Below are 14,822 nucleotides of genomic sequence, written 5' to 3'. Positions count from 1 at the left end.
GGTCAGCGCAGCTGGTAGTCCTTCAACAGCGAGCGGCCGATGATCATCTTCTGGATGTCGGAGGTGCCTTCGCCGATGAGCATGAACTTGACCTCGCGCATGAGGCGTTCGATCTCGTACTCCTTGGAGTAGCCGTAGCCGCCGTGGATSCGGAAGGMGTCCTCGACGACCTCGTTGGCGTACTCRSWGGCGACCATCTTCGCCATCCCGGCCTCGACGTCCATCCGCTGCCCGGTGTCCTTCAACCGSGCGGCCTTGACCATCATCGTGTGGGCGACCTCGACCTTGGTGGCCATCTCCGCGAGCCGGAACAGCACCGCCTGGTGCTCCGCGATCGCCTTGCCGAAGGTCTTGCGCTGCTGGGCGTAGGCGATCGCGAGCTCGAACCCACGCCACGCCAGACCACAGGCGCGGGCGGCGACGTTGACCCGACCGACCTCGACGCCGTCCATCATCTGGAAGAACCCCTTGCCGGGCTCACCACCCAGGACCTGCTCGGCGGCGATCACGTGTCCTTCGAGGATCAGCTCGGTCGTCTCGACGCCCTTGTAGCCCATCTTGTCGATCTTGCCCGGCACCGTGATCCCCTGGGCGGTCTGACCGAAGCCGGGCTCCTTCTCCACCAGGAACGTCGTCATGTTCTTGTACACCGACTCGTTGCCCTCGTCGGTCTTCGTCAGCACCGCGACCAGCGTGGAGGTGGCGCCGTTGGTCAGCCACATCTTCTGACCCGTGATCGAGTACTCGAGTGCAGCCCCGTCCTCGTCCTGCTTCGACACAGTGGCCTTCGTGGACACCGCCGACACATCACTGCCGAGGCCGGGCTCGGACATCGAGAACGCGCCACGCACCTCACCGGTCGCCATCCGCGGCAGGTACTTCTCCTTCTGCTCCGGCGTGCCGTGCCGCAGCAGCATGTAGGCCACGATGAAGTGGGTGTTGATCACCCCCGACACGCTCATCCACCCCCGCGCGATCTCCTCGACCACCAGCGCATACGTCAGCAGGCTCTCGCCGAGCCCGCCGAACTCCTCCGGGATCGTCAGCCCGAACACGCCGAGCTCCTTGAGCCCCTCGATGATCTCGGTCGGGTACTCGTCGGCGTGCTCGAGCTCCTGGGCCACCGGGATGATCTGCTCGTCCACGAACTGCCGGACAGCCTTCAAGATCTCGGACTGGTCCTCGGAGAGGCCATCGGTCAGGCAGAGGCGGGGCATGTGGTGGCTCCTGGGCGCTCGCGGCTGGATCGCTCGGAGTCTAGTTATCGATCATTCACCCTGGGCAGGTCCCCGCGCCGAGACAGTCGTCACACCGCATTCGGGCATGGCCTGCGTGAGAGACTCGCTGCATGCGAGCAACCCGTGCGATCGGACCAGCCCTCGGAGCCTCCCTCGTCCTGCTCCTCGCAGCGTGCGGGGACGACGCACCCGACACCGGCGTCGACCCGTCGTCGGAGAGCTCCCCCTCCGAGACGACGACCGAGCCCCCCAGCGAGACCGCCAGCGCCACGCCGGTGGAGCCCGTCGACTTCGGCACCGAGCCCGCCGTGGCCCCCAAGTACAAGAACGCTGCCCTGCGCGCGACGAGCGGCGGCCTCATCACCATGGTCCCCTCCACGCTGCCCGACGGGTGGACGACGGTGGGCGGCGGCTACCAGCGCGACCCGCAGTGGTGGCGGATGGAGTTCACCGCACCGACCGGTGACGTGGTGCTCGACCAGCTGCCGGGCACCAGCGACGACGTGCTCGCCGACCAGACCGGCCTCACCRCCACCGACGACGTCGACCTCTCGGCATGGGGCACCGGCGCGTGGTCGGCGTGGGACCACGGCGGTGCGATCGTGCTGGCCCACGACCTGAAGGGCAGCACGGTGGTGCTGCAGGGTCCCGACCTCGAGACCGTCCGCGGCCTCGCCGAGTCGCTCCTGCCCGCCGACCAGGCCGGCGAGCAGGAGGGCTGACCTCAGGTCAGTCGTTCTCCCAGGTCGGTCCGCCGGCCTTGAGGCGGTCGGGCTCGACCGTGACCATCGGGCCGACGCCGACGCGGCGGCCGTTGACGGTCTTCCAGGACGAGTACGTCGTCGTGTAGGCGTCGCGGCTGAAGGGCTTCTGCCACATGAGGTTGAAGTTCGCCATGTAGTCCCGCACGTTGCCGCGTCCGTGCATGCTGAACAGGATCTCGTCCTGCGGGGTGCCGAGGCTGGACCAGTTGGTCGAGCCGGTCCACACCATGTTGCTGTCGACGATGCCCTTGTAGGAGCCCTTCAGCACGAAGTACTTGTGGTGCGTGTAGCGCTCGATGTTCTCCGGCATGTTGTCGATCTCGGAGTCACCGGTGGGCACGTCCTCCTTGAGGTTGAACCCGGTGGACCGCAGCGGCACGCGCCCACGCGCGGTCGGGGCACCGATGTGCTGCTTGGTGTGGAAGCCCATCAGGCCGTAGTTGACCCGCAGGTTGCAGCCCGCGCCGTAGAGCTCGCGCAGCTTGTCGGCGATGTAGTTGCCGCGCTTGCCGCGCATCGAGTGCATCGACAGCGCGAGCTGGGTGCGGCGCTGGACGCCTGCCGCGTCGGTGTAGACGCACTGGATGTTGTTGAGGATGTCGAGGACGGCGTCGTTGGCCGGCGTCGTGTAGCGGGGGAAGACGATGTTGTAGTACTTGTGCTGGTCACCCGAGGGGCAGTTGAGGCCCGCCTCGCAGAACGCGTAGGTCGCCCGACGCTTGTCCCAGTCGGGCCGCATGTCGTTGAACAGGGCGATGTACTGGTCGTACAGCGTCGTCTTGCCGACCGTGGTCCACAGGTCGTTCCACTGCCAGCGCACGGCGTTGAGGGTCATGTTGTAGGACCCGAGCATGACGACGTCGCGGTTCTTGCCGGTGCGGCTGAACAGGTAGAACTTGCTGTGCAGGTTGTTGTACTCGTTCTCGTCGGCCCGGCAGCCGGAGACGCAGCGCTTGAGGAAGTTCTTCTTCTTGGTGTTGGCGCCCAGCACCTTCTGGATGCGCACCTGCGCCCCGGGCACCAGGTGGTCGTTGAGCAGCACCTTGACCTTGACGCCGCGCTTCTTGGCGCGGATGAGCTCGTCGGCGAAGACCTGCCGGTCGAGGGAGTAGGCCGAGATCGTGATCCTCTCACCCTTGGGCGTGTTCCGGATCGCACGCAGCACGTGGCGCTCGATGACGAAGCGCTTGCTGGGGATCATCGGGTTGTTGAACTTGGCCCCGGTGGGGACCTTCCACTTCTTGTTCGGCTTGCCGGGCTTGCGCGCGGCCAGTGCGGCCGACGTCGCCGGGGCCGCGGCTGCCGGGCTCGACGTGGGAGCCGACGCAGCGGAGGCGGCACTCGAGATGGGCGCGACCAGCGAGGCCATCAGCCCGCAGGCAGCAAACAGGGCAACGAACTTCGAACGCACTAAGACTCCTACGTGGCACCAGAGGCGCCCGGATCAGAGATTCCCCCGACGTGGCGGCACATCACCTGTGCTCGCGCGGACGTCGGCCACGATATCAGCGACGAGTCGGGACGCCGATTCGAGAAGTTCGTCGGTGGTGACCGTGTCGGGCTCGCGGCCCGACGCCCCGCCGGCGTCCGCCGTGAGCGCCGCCAGGTCCCCCAGCACGTGGAAGCCCCGGTCGGCGATCAGCGCGGTGGCGGCGCGGTCGAGCTCGGCGAACCGCGCCCGGTGGTGCTCCGGCAGACCGCCGCGCTCGCGCGGCTGGCGGGCCAGCAGGTCCTCGGCGAGGTAGCCGCGGATCCACACGCCGCGCTCCTGCGCGGAGTAGGGCGGGAGGTGCTTGTTGACCRGCCGGAGCGTCTCGATCTGGACGATCCCGAGGGCGGGGTTGACCGCGTCGGTGGGGGCCTCGTAGGCATCGGGGTCGATGCCGAGCACCTCGGCGAAGTGCCGCCAGTGCAGGTCGCGCGGCTGACCGGCGCCGGGCATCACCAGGACGTGCACCTGGTCGGCCGGCAGGTCGGGTGTCCAGCGCTCCAGGACACCGGCCAGGTCCCAGGTGCGCATGCTGAACTCGGGCCCGCCCGCGGCCTTGCCGGCCATGACGGCGTCGAGGCCGACGGTGCTGCCGTTCTTCACCGACTCCTGCCACCCGGCCGAGACGACGCTCGCGGCGTCGCGGGCCGTCACGACGAGGTGCACCTCGGCGTCCGGGAAGTCGGCGATCGCGCGCGATGCCTGCTCGGCGCTCGCGCCGCAGAGGAACTCGTGGGTGATCAGCGCGTCACCGGTCTGCCCGGATGCCTCGTCCACGAGCCGCCGCCACGCCCCGGGGGCATCGGCGTGGCGCCGCGCGAGCCTGGGCCGCTCCTGCAGGTCGAGGGCCGCCCAGAGGTGCTCGCGGTGGCCGAACCCGGGCAGGAACAGCCCCGCCGACCGCAGGCGGTCGCGGTTGGCCCACACGACCTGCTGGAGGTACGTCGTACCGGTCTTGGGAAGCCCCACGTGCAGGAAGACCCGGCGCGGACCGCCGCGGTCGCCTGAGCCAGGGCTCAAGAGAAGTCCCCGCGGTACTTCCCGAGCAGCTCCTCCAGCCTCTCCTCGTCGCGCGCGGCCACGGGCAGCAGCAGCTCGGTCACGACGTCGGTGAGCTCGGCCAGCCGCACGTTGAGGGCGCGGTTCTCCTGGACGGCCTCCTCGAGGGCGGCGACGCGCTTCTCGAGGTTGCCGTCGACCTCGGGGCCGGAGCCATGCCCCTTCCGATTGCCCAGTCCGAACATGTCTGCTCCCACCTCACGCGTTCCAGTCGATGATCATGCGGCACACCTGCGAGCTGCCGGGGGCGTCCGAGACGTGCTCGCGGACCTCCTCGAGGACCCGGCCTCCCGACTCCTCGACCTCGGCAGCGACGATCGCCGGGTCGAGGGGCTTGCGGGCTCCGGTGCGGCGAGCGTAGCCGTCGCGCCCCTTCTCGCTGAGGAACTGCAGGTGCAGGGTGCCGGTCGTCCCGGCCAGGACCATGCGGGCCGAGCGCAGCATGTTGAGCCGGCCACGGCGCCCGAGGCGCTCGACGACGTGGACGCAGCCGACGGCGCGCGGGCCGGGCATCCGGGCGATCCAGGCGGGGACCGCGAGGACGTGGCGCAGCTCGAGGAGGTTGAAGAGCTGGAACGTCACGCGCGGGTCGTCGGCGCGGCGCTCCGCCTCCGCGTCGTAGGCGTAGGGCTGGAAGTCGAGACCGATCGCGGTGACGCCGCGGTCGGCGAACCACGCGACGTCGGTGCCGCGCCCGCAGCCGATGTCGACGTACGTCGCGAGGTCCGGGTGGCGCTCGGCGACCGCCTCGGCAACGGCCGAGACCGACGTGGAGTGGTGCGCGGTGCGCTTGTGGTAGGCGTGCCACCCGGCGCGGCCGGTGCGCATCCCGCGGAACCAGCCGTTGAACAGCTCGATGGTGCTCGCGGGGGTGGTGAACTTGTAGGCCGGGTCGGGCACGCGCCAGTGGGGGCCGTAGGTGGCGGTGAGGAACTTGTCGGTGTCGGCCGGGACCGGGAGCTCCCGACCCTCCAGCGACGCCGTCCCGAGCGGGTAGATCCACTCGCGCCGGAAGGGGACGGCGATCTCGCCCATGAGGTAGAGGGTGCCGTCGCGCATGAACCCGCCGAAGACGTCGAGGCCGCGGTCGAGGCCGTCGCTCTCGAGCACGTGCACCTTCAGCGCGATGGCGCTGTAGCGCGTGACGCGGTAGCCCATGTCGGTGAGCGCGCGCTGGATCCGGAACGACTCGCGGATCACGTCGACCGGGTGGTCGTGCGTGCTGACGTAGCCCAGGTCGGCGTCGCTGTCGTGGCCGATGAGGCCGCCGTCGCGGATGGCGCCGAGGGCCGTGCCGTAGGCGAGGAAGGCGTCGAGCCCGACCTGCCGCAGCGCGCCGAGCACCTCCTCGATCGCGTCGAGCAGCGGCTCGACCTGCGCGGCGTCGCGCGTGTCGAAGGTCTCGACGAGCTTGAGGGACTTGTCGAGGCTCAGCGGGCGGCCGGCGGGGTTGACCACCTCGATCCGGTCCGGACGCTCCCCGAACTGCACCGTGCGCGAGAACAGCACGGCGTCGCTGCCGGGGTCGCTCAGCGTCACCTCGGTCACGCCGTCGAGGAACGGGCGCAGCGGCTTCGGCCAGGTGAGGGTGACGCCGTCGTCGCCCTGCTCACCGTCGCGCAGCAGCCAGAAGGACCAGATGCGGCGGCCGTCGAAGGCGACGTCGACGAGCTGGTCGCGGGTGCCGGCGACCAGCAGGCCCGCGGGGTCGATCCGGAGGACCTCCAGCGCGGCGGCACGCCTCAACTGGCTCAGGGACCTCACGCGGCGGACTATACCGAGCGGCAGCCGCCGGGCTTCAGCGCCTACTGGCCCTCGCCGTCGGTGTCGGTGTCGGGCTGGACCTCGGTCTCGCCGTCGTCCCCGGTGAGCGTCGCCGTGCTGTGCACCATGCTGTGGTCCGAGGCCTGGCCCGTTCCGGTGACGGAGTAGCCCGTGAAGGCGACGCCGGTGGAGCCGAAGACCCAGTCGACCTGCATGCTCGGCGGCGGGGAGCATCCGCCGGCCGAGCTGCCTCCCGCTGCGGCGGTGAAGACGCCGCCGGCGGTGAAGCGGCAGAAGATCTCGGCACGCTCGTTGTAGTCACCGGTCGCGATCACCGGGGTGCCGTCGGCCTGGTGCAGCTCGGTGAGGTGGGCGACCTCGATGGCGGCCGCCTCGGCCCGCCAGCGAGCGTTGTTGCCGAGGTTGGGCGTGTCGGCGGGGTTGTGGAAGTTGGCGAACCACGCCCGGCGACCGGTGCTGATCGACTCCAGCAGGACGACCGGCATCGCGATGCGGCTGCCGCCGGCGTACGGGATGGAGAGCGTGTGGGCCTCGACCAGCTGGAACACGTCGGAGCGCCAGGCGATGTTGAAGCGCACGGACTTGTTGCCCAACGACATCCCCGGGTAGAGCGAGTACTCACCCGCGCGCGAGGTGAACATGCCGTACTGGCTCTGCTCGAACTCCTGGAATCCCACGACGTCGATGCCGTTGCTGCGCAGCGCGGCGATGGACATGTCCATGCGCGGGCCGCCGTCGGGGAAGCCGGGCTTGTTGCCCCCCGGCCCCGTGTGCGAGTCGCCGAGGACGTTGTAGGACGCGACCTGGAACTCGAACGGCTGGGTGCGCCGCTCGACCACCTTGACCTGCCGGGAGACGCGGGCGGCGAGCCGGCGCTGGGCGGCACGGAAGCGGCGTACGGACTCCTCGAGCTGCTCGGGCTCCGCGTGCTCGGGCTCGGCTCCGGCCGATCCGGACCGCTCCCCCGCACCGTCGTCGTCGCCCGACCCGTCGGGGTCGTCCGATTCGCCCGAGTCGGCCGCGTCGTCCGAGGCGGCCGTGGCCTGCGAGGCGTCCGACCGGTCGCTGGCGACGTCGTCGACCGCCGAGTCCGACCAGAACGACGCCCACACCACGGCCGCGACGACAGCGAGCACGAGGAACGGAGCCCACAGCTCGACGCGCGAACGGCGCGGGCGGCCCGCACCGCTCGTCGTCTCGGGGTCCTTGTGCTTCACGGCCACCTTCTGCGGAGGGCGAGCCGACGGCCCCGGCGGACGACTCCACGCCGGGCGTGGACGGCTCAGAGAGGCAAGCCTAACCGGGCGCCGTCACCCGGCACCAACCGTCGCGGTCAGGACCCGGGCACCAGCAGCGGGTCGAAGACCTGGAACCGCTGCTCCGGGTCCATCGAGGACGCCGGCACCGGCGGGACGCCCAGCGAGCGTGTCACCAGGTTGGTCAGGTCGCCGACCCGGATGGGCTGGGTGCCGGAGTAGCCCGGCTGCGCGCTGCCGGGTGAGGTGAAGGACGGGTTGAGTCCGTAGAGGTCGCTGCCGGCCGGGACACCCGGACCGGTCACCCACATCGGCACCTTGTAGCTCTTCGCCCAGGTGCGCGACGACCCGCGCGACTTCTGCGCGCCGCCGGTGCCGGTGACGATGAGCAGCGTGGTGCCGTTCATCTCGGCCGACTTGGCGATGCTGCGACGGATGCCGGCCACCTTCTGGAACGCCTTGCGGACCGCCTTCTGGTACGCCTGGCCCTTGAAGCCACCGTCCAGCCCGGCCTTCATCACGCCCGAGAGCTCGATGACGCTCAGCTCGGCGGGCTTGCGCTCGATGGTGTCGCGCCACCAGCCGACGCTCTTCGAGTCGTCGCGCATGATCTTGAACCGGTCGATCTTGGCGGTGCCGTCGTCGACGCCGTAGGGGTCCTTGCCGCCGCTCTTGCGGTTCCAGCTGCGGAGGACGAGCTGGTTCTCCTTGCGGCTCGAGGCGAACATCGTCCGCCCCGAGTTGTTGTGCGCGAGGTCGAAGAGGCTCGAGACGTACTGGCCGGCCGAGTCGTGGACCGTGGACGGAAGCGTCTTCTTGGAGCCGACGCCGTGGCCGCCGGCCTTGGGGAACACCCGGCGTCCGGTGAGGAGCGACATCAGGTTGGCGTCGGCCTGGGTGTTCTCGGTGACGGTCCGGGCGTTCATCGTCGACGCGCCGTTGGTGGCCATGCGGGTGGCCTCGCCCGGGGCGCTCGAGCCGCCCGCGATGGCCGAGGTCAGGCCCGGGACGGCGACCACCACGACGTGGTCGACGCCGACCGGCGCGGAGGCCGGGACGACGACGTTGGCGGTGTAGAGCGGGTGGTCGCTGGTCTTGGAGACGTAGTCGTTCCACACGCGCGTGTAGCTGTTGAAGAAGACGTCCTTGGTCCCCATGATCCAGTCGATCGCGCCGCCGCCGGGCGCCGAGCAGGTGCTGCCGTCGACGTAGCCGCCGCTCGCCGCCCACATGTTGGCGCCGGGGGCGACCTTGCAGTAGTAGCTGGCGCGCTCGTTCTTGTCGCCCAGCGAGATGAACGGAGCGTCGGGGTAGGCCGCCCGCAGCTCGTTGGCGAGGGCGACCTCCATCGCGAAGCCGGCGTCGCGGTAGGCCTGCGCCGGACCACGGACGTCGGCCGGGTTGTGGGTGTTGAAGAACCACACGCGGCGGCCGGTGGCGACGTTCTGCAGGAGCACGGCCGGCATCCGGCTCGGCACGCCGTCGAAGTACGGGATCGGGAGGGTGCGCGCCTCGAGGAGCGTCCACACGTCGGTGCGCCAGCCGATCGAGTTGACCGACGGGCCGGCCGGGTTGTCGAGGCCCGGGTACGTCTGCCACGACGTGCCCATCAGCTCCGCGAAGCGGGCCGCCTGCGGCGGCTGGAACTCCTGGAAACCGACGACGTCGAGGGTGTTCTGCCCCAGCAGGGAGACGACGCGATCCATGCGGACGGTGCCGGACTCCCAGCCCTTCCGCTTGCCGCCGGGAGCGGTGTGGTCGGCGCCGAGGACGTTGAAGTTGCCCACGCGGAACCCGGTGGCCGTGGTCGTCTGCGGGACCTCCATGGTCCGGGCCGCGACGGGCGTGGCGGCGGGCTCGGCCGCCGCGGCGGGCGCGAGGCCGGCGTCGGGCGTGGCCGGGGCCACGAGGAGGGCCGTGGCGAGGGTCAGGCCGACGGCGCAGAGGCGTCGGAGGGAGGACGGGCGCGAGGAAGCAGTCGTGCCGGGCATGGAGGGGGCCTCACAGATGTCGGGGAAGTGGCGTCGTCGAGGTGACCCGACCGTGACCCCTCCCCACACGTCGTCGACGTGTCGGCCCGGGTCCGATCGATGTGACAGAAGTGACTCGTGCGACGTCAGGGTACACCACGTGCGCGGCGTGGAGGCGGTTCACGAACGACGGGGCACGCTAACGTTGCGGGCGTGAGCACCACCCCGACCCGCGTCTTCGTGGCCCGGCTCGTCGGGCTGCCGATCTTCGACCCCCAGGGCGACCAGGTGGCCAAGGTGCGCGACCTGGTCGTCGCGCTCCGCACGGAGACGAGCCAGCCGCGCGTCCTCGGCATGGTCGCCGAGGTGTTCGGCCGACGCCGGATCTTCGTGCCGATGACCCGGATCACCGCGATCGACAGCGGTCAGGTCCACACGACCGGGCTGCTCAACATGCGCCGGTTCGAGCAGCGCTCGACCGAGACGCTCGTGATGGGCCAGATGCTCGACCGCACCGTGACCATCAAGGACCCGGCCAAGGACGGCGGCACCACCGGCGTGGTCTACGACGTCGCGATGGAGCAGGCCCGCAACCGCGACTGGGTGCTGTCGCGGGTCGCGGTGCAGGAGCCGAGCAAGGGCTTCCGGCGGCGCGGCCAGACCCACGTCGTGGAGTGGCGCGACGTCACGGGGCTGACGAAGCACGAGCCCACGCAGGGCGCCACCCACCTGATCGCCGCCCTCAACGAGATGCGCCCGGCCGACGCGGCCAACATGATCCACGACCTCCCGCCGGAGCGGCGCACGGCCGTGGTCGCGGCCCTCGACGACGAGCGCCTCGCCGACGTCCTGGAGGAGCTCCCCGACGAGGACCAGGTCGAGATCCTCGAGCACCTCGACTCCGAGCGCGCTGCCGACATCCTCGAGGAGATGTCGGCCGACGACGCCGCCGACCTGATCGCCGACCTCAACCCCGAGACCGCCGCCACCCTGCTCGGGCTGATGGAGCCCGAGGAGGCCGAGGACGTCCGGCGCCTGATGTCCTACGCCGACGACACGGCCGGGGCGATGATGACGCCGGAGCCGGTGATCCTCTCCCCCGACGCCACCATCGCCGACGCGCTCGCCCACGTGCGCAACCCCGAGCTCACGCCCGCCCTCGCCGCCCTGGTCTACGTCTGCCGCCAGCCCCTCGAGACCCCGACCGGCAAGCTCCTCGGCGCCGCGCACATCCAGCGGCTGCTGCGCGAGCCCCCCTCGACGCTGGTCGCCGCCGCGCTCGACGAGTCGATGGACCCGTTGCGCCCCGACGCATCCCTGGACCAGGTCGCCGCCCACCTGGCGACGTACAACCTGGTCGCGGCACCCGTGGTGGACGACGAGGGGCGCCTGATCGGCGCGGTCACCGTCGACGACCTGCTCGACCACATGCTGCCCGAGGGCTGGCGCGACCGCGCCCCGCGGCCCGGCCGGATCAACGGCGGACCGAGCGCAGGGAGGGCCGGGTGAGCGCCGACCGCCGGACCCGCCTCGACACCCCGCGCGAGACCCGGCGCCAGATCGTGCGCCGGCCGTCGGTCGACGCCGACACGTTCGGCGTGTTCGCCGAGTCGTTCGCCCGCTACATGGGCACCGCGAAGTTCCTGCTCTGGATGACGATGTTTGTCGCCGCCTGGATCTGCTGGAACGTGCTGGCCCCCGCAGACCTGCGCTTCGACGAGTTCCCGTTCATCTTCCTGACGCTCATGCTCAGCCTCCAGGCGTCCTACGCCGCCCCGCTGATCCTGCTCGCCCAGAACCGCCAGGAGCAGCGCGACAAGGTGGTCGCCGAGCAGGACCGCCAGGCCAACGCCCGCGCCCACGCCGACATGGAGTTCCTGGCCCGCGAGGTCGCCTCGCTGCGGATGTCGGTCGGCGAGGTCGCCACCCGCGACTTCCTCCGCTCGGAGCTCCGCGGCCTGCTGGGTGACATCGAGGACCTGTCGCGCCGCGAGCCGGAGGACGAGCCGGGACCGTGAGCCCACGGGGTGGCTCGTAGACTTCCCCATCATGAGCACCCCCACGCAGCAGCAGGTGATGGACGCCCTGGCGACCGTCAACGATCCCGAGATCAAGCGCCCGATCACCGAGCTGGGGATGGTCGACACCGTCGAGGTGGCCGACGACGGCTCGGTCGCGGTCCACGTGCTGCTGACCGTGGCCGGCTGCCCGCTCAAGGAAACCATCAACCGCGACGTCACCGCGGCCGTCACGAAGGTCCCCGGCGTCGCGTCGGTCGACCTCACTCTCGGCGTGATGACCGCCGAGCAGCGCGCCGGCCTCAAGGAGATCCTCAGCGACGGCCGCGCCCAGCGCGAGATCCCGTTCGCCCAGCCCGGCTCGCTGACGAAGGTCTACGCCATCGCCAGCGGCAAGGGCGGCGTCGGCAAGTCGTCGGTCACGGTCAACCTCGCCCTCTCACTCGCCGCGCAGGGCCTCAAGGTGGGTGTGGTCGACGCCGACATCTACGGCCACTCCGTGCCCGCCATGCTCGGCGTGGCCGACACCCGGCCGACCCAGGTCGACGACCTGATCATGCCCGTGCCCACGCCCAGCGGCGTCTCCGTGATCTCCATCGGCATGCTCAAGCCCCGCCGCGACCAGGTCGTCGCGTGGCGCGGCCCGATGCTCGACCGGGCGCTGGTGCAGATGCTGGCGGACGTCTACTGGGGCGACCTCGACGCCCTGCTGCTCGACCTGCCCCCGGGCACCGGCGACGTGGCGATCTCGCTCGGCCAGCACCTGCCGAGCGCCGAGGTCATCGTCGTCACGACCCCGCAGGAGGCGGCCGCCGAGGTCGCCGAGCGCGCCGGCACCATGGCGTCCATGATGCACCAGCGCGTCGTGGGCGTCGTCGAGAACATGAGCTACCTCCCCTGCCCGCACTGCCCGCCCGAGGACGACCACCGCCTGGAGATCTTCGGCTCCGGCGGTGGGGCTCGCGTCGCCGCGACGCTCTCCGAGCGGTTCGGCTACGACGTGCCGGTCCTGGCACAGATCCCGCTCGACATCTCGCTGCGCGAGGGCGGCGACGTGGGCAAGCCCATCGTCGAGGCCGACCCGACCGCCCCCGCCGCGCGCGAGCTCACCCGGGTCGCCGAGACGCTGTCCGGCCGCGGCCGCGGGCTCGCCGGCATGCAGCTCGGGCTCACCCCGTCCAGCAAGTTCTGACCACTCCGGACCACGGCTCCGGCCAGGCAGTAGGTTCTGAAGCATGTTCGACGTCGGGCTCCTCGAGCTGGCCGTGATCGCCCTCGTGGCGGTCATCGTGCTGGGTCCGGACAAGCTGCCCGACCTCGCGCGCCAGGCCGCCCAGCTGCTCCACCGCGCCCGCGGGCTCGCCACCAACGCCCGCGACGAGCTCCGCAACGAGCTCGGTCCGGAGTACTCCGACCTCCAGCTGCGCGACCTCGACCCGCGCACGATCGTGCGCAAGCACATCACCGAGGCCATGGCCGAGGTCGACCGCGAGCAGGCGGAGTCCGCCAAGAAGTCCGCCCTCCCCGACGGCCAGGTCCCGCCCTACGACGTCGAGGCCACCTGACGATTGCGGACGCCGCGTCAGTCCTCGCGGCTCTGCACGGCGACGAGCCCGGCGTACGGCACGAGGAAGACCTCACCCGAGGTGGCGCGCCCCTCGAGGAAGTCCGCGCCCACACGGTCGACGTACGCCTCGTGCCGGGTGCCGTCGGCCAGGTGGACGAGGCAGCGGGCTCCGGCGTCGGCGAGGCGGCGCAGGGCGGCGCGCAGGCCCAGGYGGTCCACCGGCGACCACGCCACCTCGGGCACCGAGCGCTCGCTCGCCCCTCGTACGCCGGTGACCGCGCGCAGCGGGACGATCCAGTCCTGTCCGGTCGCGTCGAGCAGGCACCACTCCTCCCCCACCCGGGCGAGCCGTCCCTCGAGCCGGCCGACGTGCGGGAGGTCGAGGGCCACGTCGCGGCCCCGTGAGGCCATCAGCCGGCTGGCGAGCGTGACGGAGCCGTACTCGGTACGCGCCCGGTCGGCGAGCTCGGCCTCGCGGTCGACCTCCCACGCTGCGGCCGCCTGCCCCTCGAGGTCGTCGAGCAGCGCGAACAGGTCGTGCTCCCAGGACATGGGGCGAGCCTAGCCAGCGACGTCGACGAGCTCGCAGGTCTTCGTGTCCGGCCGGCACCGGGCCAGCCCCTCGGTCTGACCGGTCGAGGAGACAAGCACGGCGAGCAGCTGCCCCGGGGACTCCCAACGGAACCCCGGTGCCATGAACTGCCATCCCTCGGGCGCGGTGAGCACACCCGCATCCGAGCCGTCGCGACGCTGCACCTGCAGGTCGACCGTCCCAGACGCCTCGCCGCCCACCGTCCCCGGCGGGACGTAGGCGACCCACTCCTCGTCTGCCACCAGCACGTCGTGCGTCGGCAGCGGGTCCAGGCGGGTCAGCGTGCCGTCGTCCGCGGGGACCGCGAGGTAGGGAGCCCCCTGGGTCGCGTCGGTCCGGCCGTAGGTCCCCTCGTTGACGACCAGGCCCGCGTCGGTGGCGCCGAGCACGACCTGCCCCGGCGCGGTCTCGGCGAGGTCGACGGTCGCACCGTCGACCAGTGGCCGCCAGAGCCACTGGAAGTCGGGCCCGCCGGCCACGACGAGTCCGGATGGGGTCACCGCGATCGCGCGCGGCGGCGGACTCATCGCGCCCCGCGGCAGGTCCACGGCACCGAGGCCCTCGCCGCCCTCCTCGGTGTCGGCACCGACGAGCATCCACCGATGGTCCGACTCGGTCCGGACGTAGGCGACGTGTCCGCCGTCGGCCGAGATCGCGGGCGGCTGGTCGATCTCGCCCTCGATCCTCTGCGGCTCGGCGTCGTAGCCCCACCACCAGGTGCGGTCGTCGCGGAGACCGACCCAGTGGGTGCCGCGGCCTGCCACGGTGTACCAGCGTCCGGCCACCTGCTCGCCACCGACGTGGAGGGCGAGCGCGACGGCCACGGGCAGGTGGGTGTCGGCACTGCTGCTGGGGTCGGGATCGCCGGTGGACGACTCGATCGGCTCCGAGGACGGCTCCTCAGTCGGCTCGGCCGTCGCTCCCGTGACTGCGGGTGCGTCGCCGCTGTGCTTCGCCCCGCAGCCGGCCGTCAGGGTCAGCAGCACGGCCGCAGCCGTTGCCCGGGTCCGGGCTCGCGTCGTCATGGTCCTCACCGTCATCGTCCCCCTTCATCCGGGAGACGCCATGACCCCTGCATCGGTTG

The 14,822-nt window shown here is 71.2% G+C and carries 14 protein-coding genes; 5 read left to right on the top strand and 9 right to left on the bottom strand.

Annotated features, from left to right (window positions below; translation table 11 throughout):
• Window positions 1-2: 2 nt before the first annotated feature.
• Window positions 3-1,217, bottom strand: coding sequence for an acyl-CoA dehydrogenase family protein (locus AC1DP1_RS15825; RefSeq protein WP_477507618.1), 1,215 nt, complete (start codon window positions 1,215-1,217; stop codon window positions 3-5).
• Between the two features lie 131 nt (window positions 1,218-1,348).
• On the opposite strand from AC1DP1_RS15825, the gene AC1DP1_RS15820 reads away from it, so the two are divergent.
• Window positions 1,349-1,960 carry a hypothetical protein gene (locus AC1DP1_RS15820; protein ID WP_477507617.1) on the top strand — a complete coding sequence of 204 codons (612 nt, stop codon included), beginning with the start codon at window positions 1,349-1,351 and terminating at the stop codon, window positions 1,958-1,960.
• A gap of 7 nt (window positions 1,961-1,967) precedes the next feature.
• On the opposite strand, the gene AC1DP1_RS15815 is transcribed toward AC1DP1_RS15820, so the two are convergent.
• The 6 genes from AC1DP1_RS15815 to AC1DP1_RS15790 all read right to left on the bottom strand — a co-directional run bounded on the left by AC1DP1_RS15815 (window position 1,968) and on the right by AC1DP1_RS15790 (window position 9,582).
• Entirely contained in the window at window positions 1,968-3,413 is a 1,446-nt protein-coding gene (locus AC1DP1_RS15815; RefSeq protein ID WP_477507616.1) for a phospholipase D-like domain-containing protein, read from the bottom strand.
• A 33-nt stretch (window positions 3,414-3,446) separates the two neighbouring features.
• Window positions 3,447-4,511, bottom strand: a complete 1,065-nt coding sequence (locus tag AC1DP1_RS15810; protein ID WP_477507615.1) for a hypothetical protein — start codon at window positions 4,509-4,511, stop codon at window positions 3,447-3,449.
• Window positions 4,508-4,735, bottom strand: a complete 228-nt coding sequence (locus tag AC1DP1_RS15805) for a DUF6752 domain-containing protein (RefSeq protein WP_300050721.1) — start codon at window positions 4,733-4,735, stop codon at window positions 4,508-4,510. Before AC1DP1_RS15805 ends, AC1DP1_RS15810 begins: the two co-directional genes overlap by 4 nt.
• Before the next feature lie 13 nt (window positions 4,736-4,748).
• Window positions 4,749-6,314 (bottom strand): hypothetical protein, encoded by a 1,566-nt coding sequence (locus AC1DP1_RS15800; protein WP_477507614.1) that lies wholly within the window; start codon window positions 6,312-6,314, stop codon window positions 4,749-4,751.
• 41 nt (window positions 6,315-6,355) lie between these two features.
• Window positions 6,356-7,552 (bottom strand): endonuclease/exonuclease/phosphatase family protein, encoded by a 1,197-nt coding sequence (locus AC1DP1_RS15795; RefSeq protein ID WP_477507613.1) that lies wholly within the window; start codon window positions 7,550-7,552, stop codon window positions 6,356-6,358.
• Window positions 7,553-7,668: 116 nt separating this feature from the next.
• On the bottom strand, window positions 7,669-9,582 hold the full coding sequence (locus AC1DP1_RS15790) for an endonuclease/exonuclease/phosphatase family protein (protein WP_477507612.1): 1,914 nt from the start codon (window positions 9,580-9,582) through the stop codon (window positions 7,669-7,671).
• 192 nt (window positions 9,583-9,774) lie between these two features.
• On the opposite strand from AC1DP1_RS15790, the gene AC1DP1_RS15785 reads away from it, so the two are divergent.
• Genes AC1DP1_RS15785 through AC1DP1_RS15770 form a run of 4 tightly spaced genes read left to right on the top strand, consistent with a single transcriptional unit; the run spans window position 9,775 to window position 13,144 of the window.
• Window positions 9,775-11,070: a magnesium transporter MgtE N-terminal domain-containing protein gene (locus AC1DP1_RS15785; protein ID WP_457187471.1), complete on the top strand. Its 1,296-nt coding sequence runs from the start codon at window positions 9,775-9,777 to the stop codon at window positions 11,068-11,070.
• The gene (locus tag AC1DP1_RS15780) at window positions 11,067-11,579 is read left to right on the top strand and encodes a DUF1003 domain-containing protein (RefSeq protein WP_457187469.1); all 513 of its coding nucleotides are present in this window, start codon (window positions 11,067-11,069) and stop codon (window positions 11,577-11,579) included. Before AC1DP1_RS15785 ends, AC1DP1_RS15780 begins: the two co-directional genes overlap by 4 nt.
• Window positions 11,580-11,610: 31 nt before the next feature.
• The gene (locus AC1DP1_RS15775; RefSeq protein ID WP_477507611.1) at window positions 11,611-12,771 is read left to right on the top strand and encodes an Mrp/NBP35 family ATP-binding protein; all 1,161 of its coding nucleotides are present in this window, start codon (window positions 11,611-11,613) and stop codon (window positions 12,769-12,771) included.
• 43 nt (window positions 12,772-12,814) lie between these two features.
• Window positions 12,815-13,144 (top strand): sec-independent translocase, encoded by a 330-nt coding sequence (locus tag AC1DP1_RS15770; RefSeq protein WP_477507610.1) that lies wholly within the window; start codon window positions 12,815-12,817, stop codon window positions 13,142-13,144.
• A 17-nt stretch (window positions 13,145-13,161) separates the two neighbouring features.
• On the opposite strand, the gene AC1DP1_RS15765 is transcribed toward AC1DP1_RS15770, so the two are convergent.
• Complete coding sequence (locus AC1DP1_RS15765) at window positions 13,162-13,698, bottom strand: hypothetical protein (RefSeq protein ID WP_477507609.1); 537 nt, start codon at window positions 13,696-13,698, stop codon at window positions 13,162-13,164.
• Between the two features lie 9 nt (window positions 13,699-13,707).
• On the bottom strand, window positions 13,708-14,763 hold the full coding sequence (locus AC1DP1_RS15760) for a hypothetical protein (RefSeq protein WP_477507608.1): 1,056 nt from the start codon (window positions 14,761-14,763) through the stop codon (window positions 13,708-13,710).
• Window positions 14,764-14,822 lie beyond the last annotated feature (59 nt).

The organism is Nocardioides sp. P4_G10, from assembly GCF_056401175.1.
Note: the sequence above shows the minus strand (reverse complement) of the source record. Positions and strands in the feature narration are given on the sequence as shown.